The organism is Cupriavidus sp. 05L310, from assembly GCF_056398185.1.
Genome location: NZ_JBFTOX010000072.1, coordinates 12,995 through 29,209 on the forward strand (window position 1 = coordinate 12,995; position 16,215 = coordinate 29,209).

The window sequence follows — 16,215 nt, forward strand, 5'->3', positions numbered from 1 at the left end:
GCGTCCGCGAAGCGCTTCGAGAATATACAGAAGACCTAATTACAGAAGGAGACAAACAATGATTTCAGTCAATGGACTCAGGCGCTTCGCCGGGAGCCTGGCCGCCGCGGCAATTGCCGCGTGTGGCGTTGGTTTTTCCCATGCCGCGGAGCCCGCCTATCCCTCCCACCCGGTCAAGGTCGTGGTGCCTTCCGTGCCGGGCGGCCCGATTGATGCCGTGTCGCGGTTGGTCAGCAACAAACTGTCGACGCGCCTTGGCACGAGCTTCATTGTCGAGAACAAGCCCGGCGGCAATGTGCAGATCGGCACCAACTATGTGGCGAAGTCCGATCCGGACGGCTACACGCTGCTGACCACGGCACCGGCCCACATCATCAATCCGCTGCTGTACGGCAAGCTGTCCTACGATCCCGTCAAGGACCTGACCGGCGTGGCCATGATGGCCAAGGTGCCGCTGCTCCTTGTAGTGAATGGCGACCTGCCTATCCACTCGGTTCCCGAGCTGATCGCATGGGGCAAGGCACACCCGGACCGCCTGAGATATGGCAGTTCAGGCACGGGCTCCAGCGCAAATCTCGTCGGCGAGCTGTTCTCCATGAACGCCGGTCTCAAGCTGGAGCACATCCCGTACAAGGGTGCCGCAGCCGTCCTGCCGGACCTGCTGGCCGGCCGGCTTGAAATCATGATCGACACGTTGCAACTGTTTTCGCCCTACATCAAGGCAGGCAAGTTGCGCGCCATTGCCTTCACCGGCGCAACGCGCATGCCTGCCTTGCCGAATGTGCCCACGCTGGCGGAATCCGGTTATCCGGACGTGGTTGCCAATTCCTGGCTTGCCATTGTCGCGCCGAGCAAGACGCCTCAAAGCGTGATCGACAAGCTGGCGCGCACCGTTGGCGATGTGCTGCAGGAACCCGACGTCCGCAAGCAGATCGCCGACTACGGCATGGAGCCGGACCCCATGACGCCCGCACAGCTCAACCGGTACTTCGACTCGGAAAGCAAGCGTTGGAGCAAGGTAGTCAAGGCCGGCAATATTCGAGTGGAGTGAGGAGTACAGATGACCAACGCAATGTCCGTTCCGCGCGAAACCGTGCGGGCCCAAGTCAGCGAAGCGGAGTGGACAGCCCGCGTGCAGCTCGCTGCCTGCTACCGGCTGATGGACCGGTTCGGCATGACCGACCTGATCTACAACCACATCACGCTCAAGATCCCGGGCACGGAGCATCTGCTCATCAACGCCTACGGCTACCTGTATTCGGAGATCTGCGCGTCGAACCTGATCAAGATCGACCTGGAGGGCAACGTGCTCCTGAGCCCCCAGAACGAGCACGGCTACCAGGTGAACCGGGCCGGCATGGTGATTCACACCGCTGTCCACAAGGCAAGGCCTGACGTGAGTTGCGTGATTCACACCCATACCCGGGCCGGGATGGCGTTGTCCGCCATGAAGACGGGTCTGCTACCGATGACGCAGACGGCGCTCAGGTTCCACGAGAAAACCGGCTACCACGACTTCGACAGCCCGGTGGTGGAAATGAACCAGCAGGCGGGCCTGGTCCGCTCTCTCGGCAATCATGAAGTCGTGGTGCTGCGCAACCACGGGCTGCTGGCTGTGGGCCCCAGCGTGGCCGAAACGTTCAGCCGCATGTACTGGCTGGAGATGGCCTGCCGGACCCAGGTCGATGCCATGACGTCGGGCACCGAGCTGATCATGCCGACGCCGCGTGTCATCGACGAAACGCGGGCCGTGATGGATGCACGTGCGAACACCTTCGGCACACGTGAATGGCCGGCGCTGCTGCGCCTGGTGGAGCGCATCGACCCCGGCTACAAAGACTGACTGACTGACGTCAGCTGGCTCGGGCTCAGCGAATCGGCTACTTTCGCATGCACTGGCGCCTGATGGACGCCATCGGCGAAGTACCAACCAAGGAGCAGAACAAGCCGCTGCCGCTTAACGCTGTGGGCGCCATCGCTGCGGTGGTGGCAGCCATGGGCCTCGATCCGCTGATGGCGCGCGGCCTGTCGCTGGTCGGCCAGTGCGCGACGAGCAGCGCAACGTGGTGGCGGCCATCAGCGCCAACCTGCTGTCCGGTGAGGTCGGCCAGAGCAGGCTGTCAGGGAGATCCTGCCGGCCCTGCGTGCGGCGGCGGAACAATTGTCGGGCTTGGCCCCCGCGTTCCTCGGCCCGGCCAACCAGCCGTTCTCGCGGACAAATGGAGCCCGCCAGACCGGAGCCGACTGAGTTTGCCACGCCTGCCGCATTCGTTGTGTCGTCGTACGCGAGCGCAACGGCAGCGGCAATACGCTTAGAAACGCCCCGAGTACTGGAGCATGTAGAAGTTGATGCCGGGGTTGGGCTCCTTAATGCCTGCGTTGGAGTAGTGCTGGAAACGCACCGCCAGTTCCGAGTCGAACGGATCGCCAAACCGGTAGCCCGCGGCAATGCGATCGCCAAACTGGAACGCCGTCGAGAAAACCTTGGAGTCCGAGATGTGCGTCCGCGACAGCAGGTGCATGCCTGCGCCAATCTCCGCGAAAGCACCCGAGCGGCCCGAGCCCTGGATCCGGAAGATGGGCGTAAAGCCGATATCGCCCATCACGCTGCTGTTGCCGCCATGTGGATTCCAGCCACCCACGGAAGCCTCGAGACCCAGGCGAACCCGCACCGACTGCGAGCTCGTCGCCCAAAGGTCGTTCTTCAAGTTCCATCGCGCCTCCAGGCGTGCAATCGAAGCCGCGTCTCCCGCACCCAATGCGACCCCGAGACGAACCGGATCGAACCACGAGGCGTCCTCGCTGGTGGGCGCGGCACCCGCGGCGCCGCTGGCAAACGCACTGGAAAGCAGAATGATGGAGATGACGGATCGAAGCATGACTAAGGCCTTGTGAAAAGTAATTCTTGCTTTTGGTGACACGTTGCACGGCGCTGAAAGTGAGCACGAGCCATGAGGATTTCATCGCCGTGCCGAACACGCCCCAGGTTCGCGCACCTCCAGGGCGGGCTCCGCGCGAAAATCCGGAAGTATGCTTTCAGCGCAAGCGGTCGAATAGATGCCGCCAGCGCATATCTGCGTTCCACATTTGGAACGACGTGATCGCATGGAATACTGTCCGTGGAAGAAGACGCGTCGTTGGTCGCGTGGAAGGTGGTTTCAGGAAGCTTCCCGATGTATGGCCAACGAGGGGGCGAACATGGCGCGAGTCGACAGGTCGCCGGCGGCGTGGCGCCTGCAATCAAGCTGGGCACCGGCACGCTGGAAAGGTGCTTTTGGGGTTGACTGCGGAGGACTCGTTCGTAAAGCGAGTGAATTGTTGAAGGCCGGCACGGGTAATGGGCCAAATATGGGCCAAATATCCGGTGCCGGCCTGGTGCCTGAGCTAATTGGCGACCAACTGCGTGAAAGACATGACGATCTCTCACACAGCGGCAGCACGGACGATCAGCGAGCCGAGTCCAGCACCTCGCTGTCCTTCACGACGTTCTGGGCCTTGGTATAGCTCTCGATCAGCAATTGGTACGCCGGGAAGATCTTGGTGTAGATCTCGGCCCACTGCATGGCATCGTCCCGGCGCCAGGTTTTCTGCAGCTCCGAAGCCACCGCGGCGGGCCCCGGAAATATCGTCGTGCGAATTTAGCGAACCTGGGCGCCGCCGGTTTCCCGGTCAGTCGGCGCGCACCCCGACATAACGGCCAGGAGCGGGCTCGATTGGCTCGAACGTGTCGTTCCCCAATCTGGACGGCGCTGCGACCTGCTTGCCGGCATGGCGTTTCAGCCAGGCAGCCCAATGAACCCACCAGCTCCCCGGCGTGGACGTCGCCGAAGCCAGCCAGCCGTCTGCATCATCGCATCGCTCGCCGGCACGCCAGTAGCCACGCTTTTGCTTCGATGCCGGATTGATAACACCTGCAATATGTCCGCTCTCGCCAAGAACAAACTCCGACTTTCCGCCCAGTAGCTGAACGCTGCGATAGGCCGACCGCCAGGGAACGATGTGATCGTCCTTCGTGGCAAGGATATAGTTGGGCACGTCGATGCTGCCCAGGTCCATCGGATGCCTGCAAACGGTCAATTGCCCCGGCTCGCGCAGCTTGTTCTCCAGGTACATATTGCGCAAGTACCATGCATACATCGGCCCGGCCAGGTTCGTGGCGTCGGCGTTCCAGTAAAGCAGGTCGAAGGCTCCCGGCGATTGCCCTTTCAGGTAGTTGCCGACGAAATAGGGCCAGATCAGGTCATTCGGGCGCAGCATCTGGAAGACAAACGCCAACTCCTTGCCGGGATAGATGCCACTGCGCCCGATAGTCTGCTCGCGTTGCGCAACCGTCGGCTCGTCGATGAACACGCCAAGTTCGCCTGGCTCGCTGAAATCCAGCATGGTCGTCAGCAGCGTCATGCTGGCTACCGTCTTTTTACCGCGGGCCTGCTGCACGCCCAAGGCTGAAGTCAGCAACGTACCTCCGACGCACCAGCCCAGCGCGTTCACCTGAGCCGCGCCACTGATGGCCTGGCTGACTTCCAGCGCCTTCAATACGCCGTGCTCAACATAGTCGTCCCATGTGGTCTCGCTCATATCCGCTTGCGGATTGCGCCACGATACCAGGAACACGGTATGCCCCTGCTCGCAGGCAAAGCGCACGAATGAGTTCTCCGGCTGGAGGTCCAGTATGTAGAACTTGTTGATGCACGGTGGCACGATGACCAGCGGCCGCGAGGCAACCTTATCGGTCAGCGGCTTGTACTGGATCAGCTGCATCAATTCACACTCGAAGACAACGGCCCCCTCGGACGTGGCCACATTGCGGCCTACCTCAAAGGCGGATTCGTCCGTGATTGCGATGCGGCCTCGCCGCGCGTCTTCAACGTAGTTGGCAAGTCCGGAAACGAGGCTTCCGCCCTGGGATTCCAATGCCAGCTGAATGGCTTCCGGATTCGTGCCAAGAAAATTGGCGGGGCTCAAGGATTCAATATACTGGCCGACAAGGAATCTCAGCCTGCTCTTGTCGTCTTCCTCGAGACCGATTGCTTCAGTGATCTCCGAGAGAGTTCTGGCGTTATTCAGGTAGCTTTTCTTGAGAAAGCGGTACCACGGATTGCGATTCCACTCGTCCGCGGCGAAGCGTCGATCCGGATTTTCCCCACCCGTCTCTTCGCTCCATACCGACCTCATCACGGCTGCCTGCCCTTCCAGATGGCGCAGATTGGAGCGCAGCAGGCCAGAAAAATCCATGCTGCAGGACAAGAACCTCTGCCCGGCCATATACTCGGCCGTTTTTTTAAATGGAGCAAAATATACTTGGAGCAACTTATCTGAAAATGCCAATGGAAGAGACACGCCGTTCTCCGTAAAGTTAGTCGAATTTGAGATTGGAGCTGGCTAACCAGCCAGCTCCGCGGCATTACTGGACCCTGCGCGCCAACGACGTCGGCATCACCAGCGCGTCCCCGTCCACCACGACCTTGTCTTGCACCGTACAGACCGTAGTCAGCGAGACGCGCTGCTTCCCTGGCTGCAACTCCTTGACGGTCACGGTAACCTTGACTGTTTCCCCTGGCCTTACGGGCGCTCTGAAGCGAACGTTCTGGCTCAGATAGATCGTCCCAGGCCCCGGCAAGCGTCCGGCAATGGCTGCCGAGATCACGCTGGCGGTCAGCATGCCGTGGGCGATGCATCCGCCGAACTGGGTCGTGCGGGCAAATTCCTCGTCGAGGTGCACGGCATTGTTGTCGCCAGAAGCGGCCGCAAACAGTGCGATATCCGCTTCGGTGATGGTTCTGTCGAAGGTGGCGCTCATCCCGAGCTCCAGGTCTTCATAGTCATAGCCATTCAGTGCGTTCATTACGTTTCCTGGTAGTAGTTGAATCCGTCTCGCCCTGGCAGTGACAAGCTCGCAGGGACGCACATGCGCTACCGGGGCTTCGCAGCCTCGGTCCTTGGCAATATGGGTTTCCATCTTCGAGGCCTGGGGTGAGGTGAGCGCGATGCCCGAGGAAAGGCGCTGCGCGGATCGATTGGGCTCACGCCGGCAGCACGGTGCCGAAATTTCCAGAGGCGAAGCTTAAGGCCGGCGCGATAACTACCTAAAACGGTTTTTCCCGCTGATATTTATCGAAAAAAACGATTGATTCCAACGATGGGCATGTATCGCAACATGCGTCGCCTCCCCCCCGCTCCGAGGGGGGAACGGCGTCGCTCACAGCCATACACTGGGAAGTCATGACGACATGATGAGAGATCGGCACGATGTTCTGTGCTGGAACAACGACCTGCTTCGGCGCCACAGAACAGGATGCCGGTGTAGTGGTGGTCGGGATTCGTCAGAGGAAGGCCTCCCGAGGCCGCGCCATGCGCCGCCAGCCTATACGGCTTGCGGCTTGCGGCAAGGGACCGAGCAAGTTACAGCAGCAACGCCTCCTCAAAGTCCATCTGGTCTTGCGCATGGAACAACGCCCCAAGGCTCGCCGCGCCCTCTGCCGCCATCCCGCCATCGTCGCCGCTGCCCGCCCCACCCCGCATGGCGTCCAGGCTCCGCCTCATGCCCGCGACCGCTGCGCCCGGCAGCAGCGTGGTAAGGCTGACCCGCCGGACGCCCAGGCCGCGCAGCCGTTCCAATGGCAGGCTTGCGGCGGATGGGCTGGGCACCAGCCCGGTGCCGGCGCTGAGCGTCACCGGGATATCTAGCGCGCGCACCAGGCGAGTGATGTCGTTCTCGGTCCGCGGCGCGATGGGCAGCAGCATATCGGCGCCCGCCGCCTGATAGGCCCGGGCCCGTTGAATGACCTGCTCGGTGGACTCGCACGCAAACGCGTCCGTGCGGGCGATGATCATGAAGTTGCTGTCGCGCCTGGCACGCTGCGCGGCATCGATCTTGGCGATCATCTCGCCGACCGGCACCACCTCCTTGCCGCCCGGCGAGGCCCAGCGCCTTGGCACCACCTGGTCCTCTATGTTCAGGCCGGCGGCGCCGGCCTCTTCGAACAACTCGACGGCATAGTGCACGCCGCGTGGATTGCCATAGCCCGCGTCCGCGTCCGCGGTGATGGGGATGGATGACACGCGCGTCAGGCGGCGGCAGTGCTCCACGCATTCCGTCAGCGTGAGCAGGCCGATGTCCGGGACGCCGAGCAAGCTGTAGGAGAGCATGGCGCCGCTGATGCAAGCGCTCTGGTAGCCCGCCTGCTCCACCAGCCGGAGGCTGAAGATATCGTGCACGGCCGGCGCCACGACAAACGGCTCCGTGCGCAACAGCGCGCGCAGGGATGCCGTCTTTTGAGACGTGGCGGGTCTTTGCATGGACTTGGGCTCGCAACGAGGAAAAGAAGTCATCACGCCCTTCACTCCTTCGGCATGCCGTCGGCCAGCTTGCGCATCATCGGCTTGCGGGCCGCGATTTCCCTGGCCCAGTCGTCGCCGGGCAGGTAGGCCAGGACCGGTGCGTCGTTGCCGGCCTTCTTCAGGTACTCGGGATCCCTGAGCGTCGCCCTGACAGCTACTCGCAGTTTCTCCACGATGGCGGGCGGCACACCCGCGGGCACGGCAATCCCCCGCTCGGCAGGCATTACGTCGTCGAACCCCTGCTCCCTGGCCGTCGGCACATCGGGTAGCGAAGCGGCCCGCTTCTCCCCCATTTGCGCGATAATCTTCAGCGGCACAGCCTCCTTGCCCGCATCCTGCAGTTCACCCGTAGTGACCGCCGCGAAGTCGATATGCCCGCCAAACAACGCCGTCTTGGACTGCGCCGTGCCGTTATACGGGATGTCGTTGACCTTCACGCCCGCCACATTCTGCAATTGCAATAGCGCCAGGTGCCCGTTCGTCCCGACCCCGTTGTGACCAAAAGACAAGGAGGCAGGCTTCTTCTTCAATGCCGAAACCACGTCCTTCAGGTTGTTGTACGGACTCTCCTTCCTGGCCACCAGGATGGTCGGGTCGCTCAGCACGCGCGCTACCAGTTGCAGCCCGGCCGGATCGAAATTCGTCTTCTTGTAGAGCGGCGCGAACGCCATGGCAGGCAGGTTGACCACGCCGATGGTGTAGCCATCCGGGGCCGAGCGCATCAGGCCGATGTTCGAGATCTCGCTGGCGGCGCCCGGCTTGTTCTGCACCACCAGGCTGGCGTTTGCGCCAAGGTAGCGCTGGATGAACGGCGCCATCGTGCGCGCCATGGTATCGGTGCCTCCGCCGGCGGCAAAACCGACGAAGACCTGGATCGGATGATCGGCGGGCCACTCCGCCCGCGCCGCGGTCGCCGCCAACCCGAGCGACAGGAGCACTGTGGTGAGCACGTTGAACGTCCCGCGTGTCTTGTTGCGTGTCTTGTTGCGTGTCTTGTTGCGTGTCTTGTTGCGTGTCTTGAAGCTGTGCCGCATGGCCTCCCCCTTTCCGAACCGATATTGACAATGGCCGAACGATACGTAGCTCCCGCTCCGGAAGAAAGCGAGAAATCTTCACTGCCCCCGGTGAGAATTTGGAATGGCAGCGCGCTGGCGGCGCCAGGCCCCCATCGCGGGACAGGGGCGGCGCCATGACCCTCAAGCAACTGGAAGCCTTCTACTGGGCCGCAAAACTCGGCAGCTTTTCCGTGGCGGCGGCACGCCTGCATGTCACGCAGTCATCGCTGTCGAAGCGCATCGCGGAGTTGGAGGACGACCTGGGAAAGGCGCTCTTTGACCGTACCGGGCAGCGCTCGGTCATCACCGACGCCGGCGAGCGACTGCTTGAGCATGCTGCCCAGATTCTCGAGATTGAAAGCCGTATCCGCTCGGACCTGGACATGTCCGGCGCACTGCGCGGGAGTTGCCGGTTCGGCATCAGCGAACTGGTGGCATCCACTTGGTTCCCGGGACTAGTCGCCCGCGTTCGCGAGCTGCATCCGCATCTCGTGCTGCAACCGCAGGTCGACCTGACGCTGAACCTCGAACGCAAGCTGGAGCGCGGCGAACTCGACTTCGCGATCATTCCCGGCCCGTCCTCCTCCCCCAACCTCTCGCAGGAAAAGGTCGGTGAGCTCGCATACCAGTGGATGGCATCGCCAGAGCGGCTGGCATCCGGCACTGTCCTGACAGCCCGGCACTTCGCGGAGCATCCGGTGATCACGCTCAGCGCCGAAGCGGGCCTGACGCTCGCCTTCGAGAAATGGGCGGCGGAGCAGAAACTCGAGATTCCCAGGGCGCTGGTTTGCAACAGCCTGTCGGCCTTGATTGCGCTGGTGATTGCCGGCGTGGGGATCAGCCTCTTTCCGCGATCCTATGTGGCGCCTCTCGTGCGCGCCGGCAAGCTGGCGGAACTGGCAAGCCAGCCGGCTCCGCACAACCTGTCCTACTATTTCCAGTGGCGCACGGGCGACACGCGTGCCGTGGTCCGGTCACTGAGGACGGTCACGATGGAAGAGGCGGATTTTTCAGTGAGTTCGCCGTTATGGCCCGGCGAGGCAAGGATCGGCTAGCGCCGGGGGCGGCGCGGGCTTTTCCCGGAGATTGTCCTGACGCTAGCGTGTGGCGAATGACCGCGCGGGCCGGACGCGCGGCGATGCCGCCGGACTACGGCCGCAGCGGATGTGCGAGAAAGAAGCGCACCATCTCGGCGCTGGCGTCGGGCCCGCTGTCATCGGTGTACGTCCCGCGCGAACTGCCCCCCGCCCATGCGTGAGGCGCCCCGTGGATGAGCCAGTATTCCGCGTCGACGCCTTCGGGCGATGTCAGTTGCCGGTGTGTGAAGGTGCGCCCGCCCCGGCTGCGCTGCTGCTTGTCCCGGTGCGTACCACCCTGGAAATCACGCAGCAGGCGCTCGCCGTTGGACACATGCACCGTGGCGTCGGCATCGCCGTGAAATACGATGAGGGGCCGCGACTGCGAGACAGCACCGTTGCCCCGGGGCGCGGTCCGCGCTTTCTCCATCAGCTTCGCGGCCAGGTTCCCGCCCTTCATCGCAGCCAGTGCCGATGGCAGGTCGTGCGCGCTGCCACAAGGCAAGCCGGAATGAATCCCCGCCGCGGCATACAGCTCCGGATGCGTCTGCACCATCACGGCAGCCATGGCGCCGCCGGCGGACAAGCCGGCCACGTACACGCGATCCGCGTCAACCGGGTGGTTCGCCATGACTTCCCGCGTGATGCCCGCGATCAGCGCTGGCTCGCCCTGGCTGCGCTGCTGGTCGCCCGGCTTGAACCAGTTCCAGCATTTGGACGGGTTGGCCGTCATTGGCTGGATGGGATACGCAACCAGGAAGCCGTGCCGCCCGGCCAGCGCATTCATGCGCGTGCCCGCCGCGAAATCATCAGCGTCCTGCGTGCACCCGTGCAGCATCACGACCAGCGGCAGCGGCTGGCCATCGTAGCCGCCAGGCACGTAGAGCTTGTAGGCGCGCTCGCCGGCGTGACTGGCGTAATGCCTTGTAGTGAAGTGCCCGGTGTCCTGCACGCCGGGCCGCGGCGCCGGCTTTGGTTCCCGCCGGGGCTGCGTGCGCGCCTCGCCGGCTTTGGCGGCGGGACCTTCCGCGTCCGCGTCCGCTGCCGGCGCCGTGCGCGGCAGCAGCGCCTCGACGACTTGCGCAGGCTGGAAACCGGCGGCGGCGCCGCTATCGCGCAGCGCGCGCTGTATGACTTCGGTGGCCTCCAGCGGACCGGCCGTGCGCAACAGCGCCATGGCTTCGTGCATGGAAGCCAGGAATGCTTCGTTCATTTTCATCATGGTGTCCTTCGAGGGGCCTGCAGGAGAACCTGCAGCGGGGCCTCAGGTGATTGCCGGGCTCAGCGGATGCGCCCGGCCAGTGCCGCCTTGACCGCGGCGGAGGCATGGAAAGCGCCCAGTACGACAATCGACTGGATCGTGGCCAGGGCCAGTTCGGGCGTGACGTCGGCGGCGATGCTGGCAAGGCCCAGCACATGAATGTCCAGACGCTGCCGTGCCGCTTGCGCGGCCTCCAGGTCCTGCCGGGAAAAATGCTGCAGGCCGAGTACCAGCGCGCGCCGCGTCACGGTCTCGCTGACGGCCTGCGCATGGATCGCAAGCTGGTTGCGGATCGCGGTACGGATCAGGTCGGTGCGGTTCGAGTAAAAGCCTTCCTCGACCAGCAGGTCGATCTGGCCGAGGTCGACAGGGCCAAGGTTGATCGTGATCTTCTCGGTCTCGCCGCCTTTGGGCCGGGGAGGTGCTGCAAGTGCTCTTTGTTGCTCGTTCACTGTGATCCGCCATCCAAATACCATCCAATGGGATGGTTATAGGATGGAGACCGGTCCTAGTCAAGCAGGAATACTGCTTTGTGACGTCCAAGGCTGAATGGGCTTCGTTCCGGCTGGCAGGCAGCGAATTCAAGGGCTTCCCGGCGGCATATGAGATCTTTCACCCGGGGGTGGGGAGGAAACGGTTCCCCGGTATGCTCACTCGAAATACCGGAACCGGGGGCGGACAATGCGCTCTGGTGCCACCTCTGTGTCCGCCCTGCCGGGCCATTCCAGGATCCATATGCATTTCCCTACCTTTGCCAAGTGCGCCAACCGGTGGTCCCGCCATGCCGGACACAGGATTGCCTTGGCAAGTTGCGCGGCAGCGCTAGCGCTGACAGCCGGCTGCGCGCCGGACTCGGTCCGCAACATCGAGGCGCAAGGCTTCGACGCGTACCTGGATAGCCTGAACCGGCGTTGCCCGAACCTGATGATCGGCAATAACAATGTGAGCGAGTGGCTGCGCACCGACGGCAGCCAGGGCGACAGCGACTATGTCTACTGGCTCGACCAGACCTCGCGCCTCTACTACCACCGCATTACACCCGCGCAGTACCGCGACTCGGTCATCGGCGGGCTGGGGCAAGGCAAGTCGGACACGCGCGCGGTGGACTGCATCATCAACAGCCTGCCTGCGCAGCGCCCGACGAGCCCGGCCAGCGACAAGCGGCCGTAGTTTCCGCTCAGCGGGTGACGCCGCTTCCGGACACTGCAAGCAAGCCGGATTGCGGCGCTTGCACCCGATGCCCGGATAGTGATCCAGCCGGCAGGCCGCCCTCGGAACTCGCCCCAAAAAGCCAATTGACAATGCCGCCCCCGTGGCATTTGATGAAGCGTCAGCCATGCCTGTTCCAAGGGTGAGCGAGGAGCCCGGCTATGCCAAGCGGCCGCAACATGACGACGTGGGAAACCGCGCTACAGGCGGTCGAGCGTGCCGAGCGCTTGCATCGCCAGTTCTTTCGCCCGGCCGGCCAGCTTGGCCTGCGCCCGGTGTGGGAGCCGCCCGTGGAAATCTTCGAGCAGGGCAAGCAGATCGCCGTCGTGGTGGCGCTGCCCGGCGTGAAGCCAGAGTGCATCGACATCGGGCTGGATGCCAACACGCTCAGCATCCGTGCCGAACGCGCGCTGCACCGCGCCTTCGCCGGCGGTACCGTGCACTGCCTTGAGATTCCCTATGGCCGCTTTGAGCGGCACATCCAGCTTCCTCCCGGGCGCTACGGCATGCAGCAGAGCGAATCCGTGGATGGCTGTCTCGTGCTGATCCTCGAGAGATCGGAGTAGGCGGGACCTGCGCGAAGCCGACTTTGCGCGCTGCCGAATTTTTTCGCGAAGACCTGGCTACACGCGCCAGGCCCGCAGGAGACACCACCATGAGCACCTATATCGGAGGCGAATCCGCCTTGACCAGGGAGAGTGGGCAGATTGCGCAAAGCGTGGAACAGGGCAGCGTTGCGCAAGCTACCGAAGTGGCCGACGGCGGCACGGCGTCCGCCCTGCCACCCGATGGACTCATCCTGCTCCCGGTCCGCGATATCGTCCTCTTCCCCGGCCTGGCAATCCCGCTGGCAATTGGACGCGAGCGCGCGAAGGCAGGCGTGAGCGCGGCCGTACTGGGTCAGCTCCCGCTCGGGTTGGTGCTCCAGCGTGACCCGCAGGCCGAAGATCCGGAACTCGATGCGCTCTATGGCATGGGTACCGTGGCCAATGTGCTGCGCTATGTGACCAGCCCGGATGGGACCCACCACCTGGTTTGCCAGGGCGCCCAGCGCTTCCGGCTGCTCGAACCGCTGACCGGCTACCCCTTTCTGGCCGCCAGGGTGGAGATGCTTGCCGAACCCACGCAGCGCGACCCGAACATCGAAGCACGCGCGCTGGTCCTGAAGGAACGCGCGGCGGACATGTTCGCGCTGCTGCCAGGCACTCCGGCGGAATTGACCGGTTCCCTGCAGGCGATCGAGTCGCCCGGCTTGCTGGCGGACACGCTGGCCGGGTTGGTCGACATCGCGCTGGAGCGCAAGCAGGAGATCCTCGAAACGCTTGAGCTGTGCAAGCGGCTGGACCGGGTGACGGATGCCGTGGCGGCGCGCATCGAAGTGCTGCGCCTGTCCCGCGAGATCGCGGAACAAACCCGCGGCAGGCTGGACCAGCGCCAGCGCGAGATGATGCTGCGCGAACAGCTCAAGACCATCCAGCACGAACTGGGCGAGAACACGGAGAGCCACGAGGAGATCCGCAAGCTGGCCGAAGCGATCGCCGCCGCCGGCATGCCGCCCGAGGTCGAATCGCATGCGCGCAAGGAACTGGCCCGGCTGGAACGGATGCCGGAAGCCTCCGGCGAGTACTCGATCAGCATCAGCTACCTTGAATGGCTGACCGAGATGCCGTGGCGCCTTCCCGATGAGAAGCCCATCGATATCGCGCGGGCGCGCCAGATCCTTGACGACGAACACTACGGGCTGAACAAGATCAAGCGCCGCATCCTGGAGTATCTCGGCGTCAGGAAGCTGAATCCGCACGGCAAGGGCCCGATCCTTTGCTTCGTCGGGCCACCCGGCGTGGGCAAGACCTCGCTTGGTCAGAGCATCGCTCGGGCGATGGAGCGGCCTTTCGTGCGGGTGAGCCTGGGCGGCCTGCATGACGAGTCGGAACTGCGCGGCCATCGGCGCACTTATATCGGTGCCATGCCAGGCAACATCATCCAGGCAATCCGCAAGGCCGGCGCGCGCAACTGCGTGATGCTGCTCGACGAACTCGACAAGCTTGGCCAGGGCGTGCACGGCGATCCGGCAGCCGCCATGCTCGAAATCCTGGATCCCGGCCAGAACGCGAGTTTTCGCGATAACTACCTGGGCGTGACCTTCGACCTGTCGGCCATTGTCTTCATTGCCACCGCGAACCAGTTGGAAAGCATCCCGGGCCCCCTGCGCGATCGCATGGAAATGCTGGAACTGGCCGGCTACACAGAGGCCGAGAAGGCGCAGATCGCGCGGCGCTACCTGCTGCCCCGCCAGCTCGAAGCGTGCGGCCTGGCGCCGGCGCAATGCGAACTGACCGAGGAGGCCTTGGCCGCCATCATCCGCGACTACACGCGCGAGGCCGGCGTGCGCAGTCTCGAACGGCAGATCGGCGCGGTCCTGCGCCATGTGGCAATGCTGGTGGCCGAGGATCCGGCCATCCGCAAGCGCATCGGGCCTGACGACCTGCCGTCCATCCTGGGGCATCGCCGCTTCGAGAGCGAATCGGCTTTGCGTACCAGCCTGCCTGGTGTGGCAACCGGCCTGGCATGGACCCCGGTTGGCGGCGACCTGCTCTTCATTGAAGCGGGCAGCACGCCGGGCGGCGGCAGGCTGCTGCTGACCGGCCAGCTTGGCGACGTGATGAAGGAAAGCGCGCAGGCGGCGCTGACGCTGGTCAAGTCGCGCTGCGCGTCCCTGCACATCGATTGCGGCAGCTTCGACAAGCACGACATTCATGTCCACGTGCCCGCCGGCGCCGTTCCCAAGGATGGGCCCAGCGCCGGCGTAGCCATGTTCATCGCCATGGCCTCGCTGCTGATGGGCCGGCCGGTGCGCAGCGACTGCGCCATGACCGGCGAGATCAGCCTGCGCGGCATCGTGCTGCCGGTCGGCGGCATCAAGGAGAAGGTGCTGGCTGCCCTGCGCGGCGGTATCAAGACCGTGCTGCTGCCCGCGCGCAACGCCCCCGACCTTGACGACCTGCCGGCGGACGCGCGCAGCCAGTTGCGTTTCGTGATGTTGGAAACGGTGGATGACGCGCTGGGCGAGGTGCTGGAAAAGGAGAGCGGAGGCTAAGCCCGGAGTCCGCCGCAGGTACGGGAATCCGGACCTGCGCGTCGGCTGGGGCAACGCCCTCAGCAAGATCGCGACGCGGTGCGAGGAGGCGGCACCGGCGCGAAACGGATACCGCGGGACAGGTTGTTGTTTCACTACCGCAACAACAATTTCTTGATTTCGTTATATTCCGCACATAAGATCACCCGGAACAAGAAAAAACATCAAATATCCGGGCGGGCGTCCATGACGCCGAACCACCCTGGCGGCACAGCCAGGATGGGGGTCGAAATCCGAAGGTGGTGGGTGCTGCCATAGCGCTGGTCCGCGCTGGCGGCGCCGCGCCATGCCTGCGGGTTCAGCCTGCTCCATTGCATCTGTACGGGGAGGTAAGGCATGAACGCGCTGCTCGTCGAAAGCCATCCGTTGCTCCGCATCGCCATGCTCACGCTGTTGCAGCGTGTTGCGGGCATCGATCATGTCCTTGCCATCGACCCCACGGAATTCCCCGCCGCTTGTCATGCCGGAGGCGACGTTGACCTGATTGTCTTCGGCATGCCCGGCAATCCGGACACGGGCTGGCAGTGGCTCGGCATGGTACGCAGGATATGGCCGGCACCGCGCTTGCTGTTGCTATCCGATACCGTTCCCCTGGAATTGCCCCAGGGCGGGATCACGACGGGTTTTTGCGGCTGTCTCGCGAAATCGGCGCCGCTCGACGTGATCGAGTCGGCTGTGCGGCGCATCGCCACCGGTCATGCGAGGCATTCCGGCATTGGCCAGCTGCCACTGTTCCCGGCCCTGCCCGCGGCGAAGCAGGCATCGCAACCCGCCGTTGGCAGTGAACGGCCCGGTGCAGAGGCCATGATGCTGGGACTGACCCAGCGCCAGTACGATGTGCTGGTATTGATTGCCCGGGGCCATGCGTTCAAGACCGTGGGCCGCTTGCTGAATATCTCCGTGCCCACCGTCAAGACCCACGCCCGCACCATCTACAAGCACCTGCAGGCGGGCGGGAAGGAAGAAGCCGTCTACAAGGCACGGGAGCGGGGCCTTAACCTGGCACGGGGGGCAGGCGGTGGCAGCACGCCGCGCGGTGGCGCAGCACCGCTGGCCCTGGCCGGCGGCAACGCCCCCACCATGCGGCAGGAGGACCTGATCTGAACCGGGCCTCGCACCCGGTCAGCGCGGGGGAAG

15 protein-coding genes and 1 pseudogene are annotated in these 16,215 nt (G+C 64.0%); 7 read left to right on the forward strand and 9 right to left on the reverse strand.

What is annotated here, in order from left to right; translation table 11 throughout:
- Positions 1-58: 58 nt before the first annotated feature.
- Both AC1DS6_RS36605 and AC1DS6_RS36610 read left to right on the forward strand, forming a co-directional pair.
- Complete coding sequence (locus tag AC1DS6_RS36605; RefSeq protein ID WP_441634220.1) at positions 59-1,051, forward strand: Bug family tripartite tricarboxylate transporter substrate binding protein; 993 nt, start codon at positions 59-61, stop codon at positions 1,049-1,051.
- Between the two features lie 9 nt (positions 1,052-1,060).
- Positions 1,061-1,843 (forward strand): class II aldolase/adducin family protein, encoded by a 783-nt coding sequence (locus AC1DS6_RS36610; protein WP_441634218.1) that lies wholly within the window; start codon positions 1,061-1,063, stop codon positions 1,841-1,843.
- 469 nt (positions 1,844-2,312) lie between these two features.
- On the opposite strand, the gene AC1DS6_RS36615 is transcribed toward AC1DS6_RS36610, so the two are convergent.
- The 6 genes and pseudogenes from AC1DS6_RS36615 to AC1DS6_RS36640 form a co-directional block, all read right to left on the reverse strand.
- Positions 2,313-2,879 carry an acyloxyacyl hydrolase gene (locus AC1DS6_RS36615; protein WP_477104336.1) on the reverse strand — a complete coding sequence of 189 codons (567 nt, stop codon included), beginning with the start codon at positions 2,877-2,879 and terminating at the stop codon, positions 2,313-2,315.
- Positions 2,880-3,446: 567 nt separating this feature from the next.
- A pseudogene (locus tag AC1DS6_RS36620) lies at positions 3,447-3,611 on the reverse strand (hydrolase); the annotation flags it as partial.
- A 58-nt stretch (positions 3,612-3,669) separates the two neighbouring features.
- Positions 3,670-5,340 carry a PHA/PHB synthase family protein gene (locus tag AC1DS6_RS36625; protein ID WP_477104337.1) on the reverse strand — a complete coding sequence of 557 codons (1,671 nt, stop codon included), beginning with the start codon at positions 5,338-5,340 and terminating at the stop codon, positions 3,670-3,672.
- Positions 5,341-5,404: 64 nt separating this feature from the next.
- Positions 5,405-5,845 (reverse strand): MaoC family dehydratase, encoded by a 441-nt coding sequence (locus tag AC1DS6_RS36630; RefSeq protein WP_035869587.1) that lies wholly within the window; start codon positions 5,843-5,845, stop codon positions 5,405-5,407.
- A gap of 557 nt (positions 5,846-6,402) precedes the next feature.
- Complete coding sequence (locus tag AC1DS6_RS36635; protein ID WP_441634212.1) at positions 6,403-7,299, reverse strand: isocitrate lyase/PEP mutase family protein; 897 nt, start codon at positions 7,297-7,299, stop codon at positions 6,403-6,405.
- Positions 7,300-7,340: 41 nt separating this feature from the next.
- Positions 7,341-8,375 carry a tripartite tricarboxylate transporter substrate binding protein gene (locus tag AC1DS6_RS36640; RefSeq protein ID WP_477104338.1) on the reverse strand — a complete coding sequence of 345 codons (1,035 nt, stop codon included), beginning with the start codon at positions 8,373-8,375 and terminating at the stop codon, positions 7,341-7,343.
- A gap of 155 nt (positions 8,376-8,530) precedes the next feature.
- Here AC1DS6_RS36640 and AC1DS6_RS36645 point away from each other — a divergent pair, with 155 nt between their 5' ends.
- Entirely contained in the window at positions 8,531-9,451 is a 921-nt protein-coding gene (locus AC1DS6_RS36645; RefSeq protein ID WP_447431137.1) for a LysR family transcriptional regulator, read from the forward strand.
- 94 nt (positions 9,452-9,545) lie between these two features.
- On the opposite strand, the gene AC1DS6_RS36650 is transcribed toward AC1DS6_RS36645, so the two are convergent.
- Together AC1DS6_RS36650 and AC1DS6_RS36655 are read right to left on the reverse strand one after the other, a co-directional pair.
- Positions 9,546-10,691 carry an extracellular catalytic domain type 1 short-chain-length polyhydroxyalkanoate depolymerase gene (locus AC1DS6_RS36650; protein WP_441634234.1) on the reverse strand — a complete coding sequence of 382 codons (1,146 nt, stop codon included), beginning with the start codon at positions 10,689-10,691 and terminating at the stop codon, positions 9,546-9,548.
- Between the two features lie 62 nt (positions 10,692-10,753).
- On the reverse strand, positions 10,754-11,185 hold the full coding sequence (locus tag AC1DS6_RS36655; RefSeq protein WP_045242757.1) for a CopG family transcriptional regulator: 432 nt from the start codon (positions 11,183-11,185) through the stop codon (positions 10,754-10,756).
- Positions 11,186-11,468: 283 nt separating this feature from the next.
- Between AC1DS6_RS36655 and AC1DS6_RS36660 the strand changes: the two genes are divergently transcribed.
- The 3 genes from AC1DS6_RS36660 (at position 11,469) to lon (ending at position 15,039) form a co-directional block, all read left to right on the forward strand.
- Positions 11,469-11,903 (forward strand): hypothetical protein, encoded by a 435-nt coding sequence (locus AC1DS6_RS36660; protein ID WP_477104339.1) that lies wholly within the window; start codon positions 11,469-11,471, stop codon positions 11,901-11,903.
- Positions 11,904-12,103: 200 nt separating this feature from the next.
- Positions 12,104-12,508 (forward strand): Hsp20/alpha crystallin family protein, encoded by a 405-nt coding sequence (locus tag AC1DS6_RS36665; protein ID WP_035869573.1) that lies wholly within the window; start codon positions 12,104-12,106, stop codon positions 12,506-12,508.
- An 89-nt stretch (positions 12,509-12,597) separates the two neighbouring features.
- Positions 12,598-15,039, forward strand: a complete 2,442-nt coding sequence (gene lon, locus AC1DS6_RS36670; RefSeq protein WP_477104340.1) for an endopeptidase La — start codon at positions 12,598-12,600, stop codon at positions 15,037-15,039.
- A 203-nt stretch (positions 15,040-15,242) separates the two neighbouring features.
- Here the strand turns inward: lon and AC1DS6_RS36675 are convergent, their stop codons facing one another.
- Positions 15,243-15,416, reverse strand: a complete 174-nt coding sequence (locus AC1DS6_RS36675; RefSeq protein WP_441634201.1) for a hypothetical protein — start codon at positions 15,414-15,416, stop codon at positions 15,243-15,245.
- Here AC1DS6_RS36675 and AC1DS6_RS36680 point away from each other — a divergent pair.
- Positions 15,415-16,182, forward strand: coding sequence for a response regulator transcription factor (locus AC1DS6_RS36680; RefSeq protein ID WP_441634199.1), 768 nt, complete (start codon positions 15,415-15,417; stop codon positions 16,180-16,182). The genes AC1DS6_RS36675 and AC1DS6_RS36680 overlap by 2 nt on opposite strands.
- Positions 16,183-16,215 lie beyond the last annotated feature (33 nt).

What these genes read in the sequence shown, in the direction of transcription:
- AC1DS6_RS36605 (WP_441634220.1), top strand. Translation starts at nt 59, where the DNA reads ATGATTTCAGTCAATGGACTCAGGCGCTTCGCCGGGAGCCTGGCCGCC.
- AC1DS6_RS36610 (WP_441634218.1), top strand. Translation starts at nt 1,061, where the DNA reads ATGACCAACGCAATGTCCGTTCCGCGCGAAACCGTGCGGGCCCAAGTC.
- AC1DS6_RS36615 (WP_477104336.1), bottom strand. Translation starts at nt 2,879, where the DNA reads ATGCTTCGATCCGTCATCTCCATCATTCTGCTTTCCAGTGCGTTTGCC.
- AC1DS6_RS36630 (WP_035869587.1), bottom strand. Translation starts at nt 5,845, where the DNA reads ATGAACGCACTGAATGGCTATGACTATGAAGACCTGGAGCTCGGGATG.
- AC1DS6_RS36635 (WP_441634212.1), bottom strand. Translation starts at nt 7,299, where the DNA reads ATGCAAAGACCCGCCACGTCTCAAAAGACGGCATCCCTGCGCGCGCTG.
- AC1DS6_RS36640 (WP_477104338.1), bottom strand. Translation starts at nt 8,375, where the DNA reads ATGCGGCACAGCTTCAAGACACGCAACAAGACACGCAACAAGACACGC.
- AC1DS6_RS36645 (WP_447431137.1), top strand. Translation starts at nt 8,531, where the DNA reads ATGACCCTCAAGCAACTGGAAGCCTTCTACTGGGCCGCAAAACTCGGC.
- AC1DS6_RS36650 (WP_441634234.1), bottom strand. Translation starts at nt 10,691, where the DNA reads ATGAAAATGAACGAAGCATTCCTGGCTTCCATGCACGAAGCCATGGCG.
- AC1DS6_RS36660 (WP_477104339.1), top strand. Translation starts at nt 11,469, where the DNA reads ATGCATTTCCCTACCTTTGCCAAGTGCGCCAACCGGTGGTCCCGCCAT.
- AC1DS6_RS36665 (WP_035869573.1), top strand. Translation starts at nt 12,104, where the DNA reads ATGCCAAGCGGCCGCAACATGACGACGTGGGAAACCGCGCTACAGGCG.
- lon (WP_477104340.1), top strand. Translation starts at nt 12,598, where the DNA reads ATGAGCACCTATATCGGAGGCGAATCCGCCTTGACCAGGGAGAGTGGG.
- AC1DS6_RS36680 (WP_441634199.1), top strand. Translation starts at nt 15,415, where the DNA reads ATGAACGCGCTGCTCGTCGAAAGCCATCCGTTGCTCCGCATCGCCATG.
- AC1DS6_RS36675 (WP_441634201.1), bottom strand. Translation starts at nt 15,416, where the DNA reads ATGCCTTACCTCCCCGTACAGATGCAATGGAGCAGGCTGAACCCGCAG.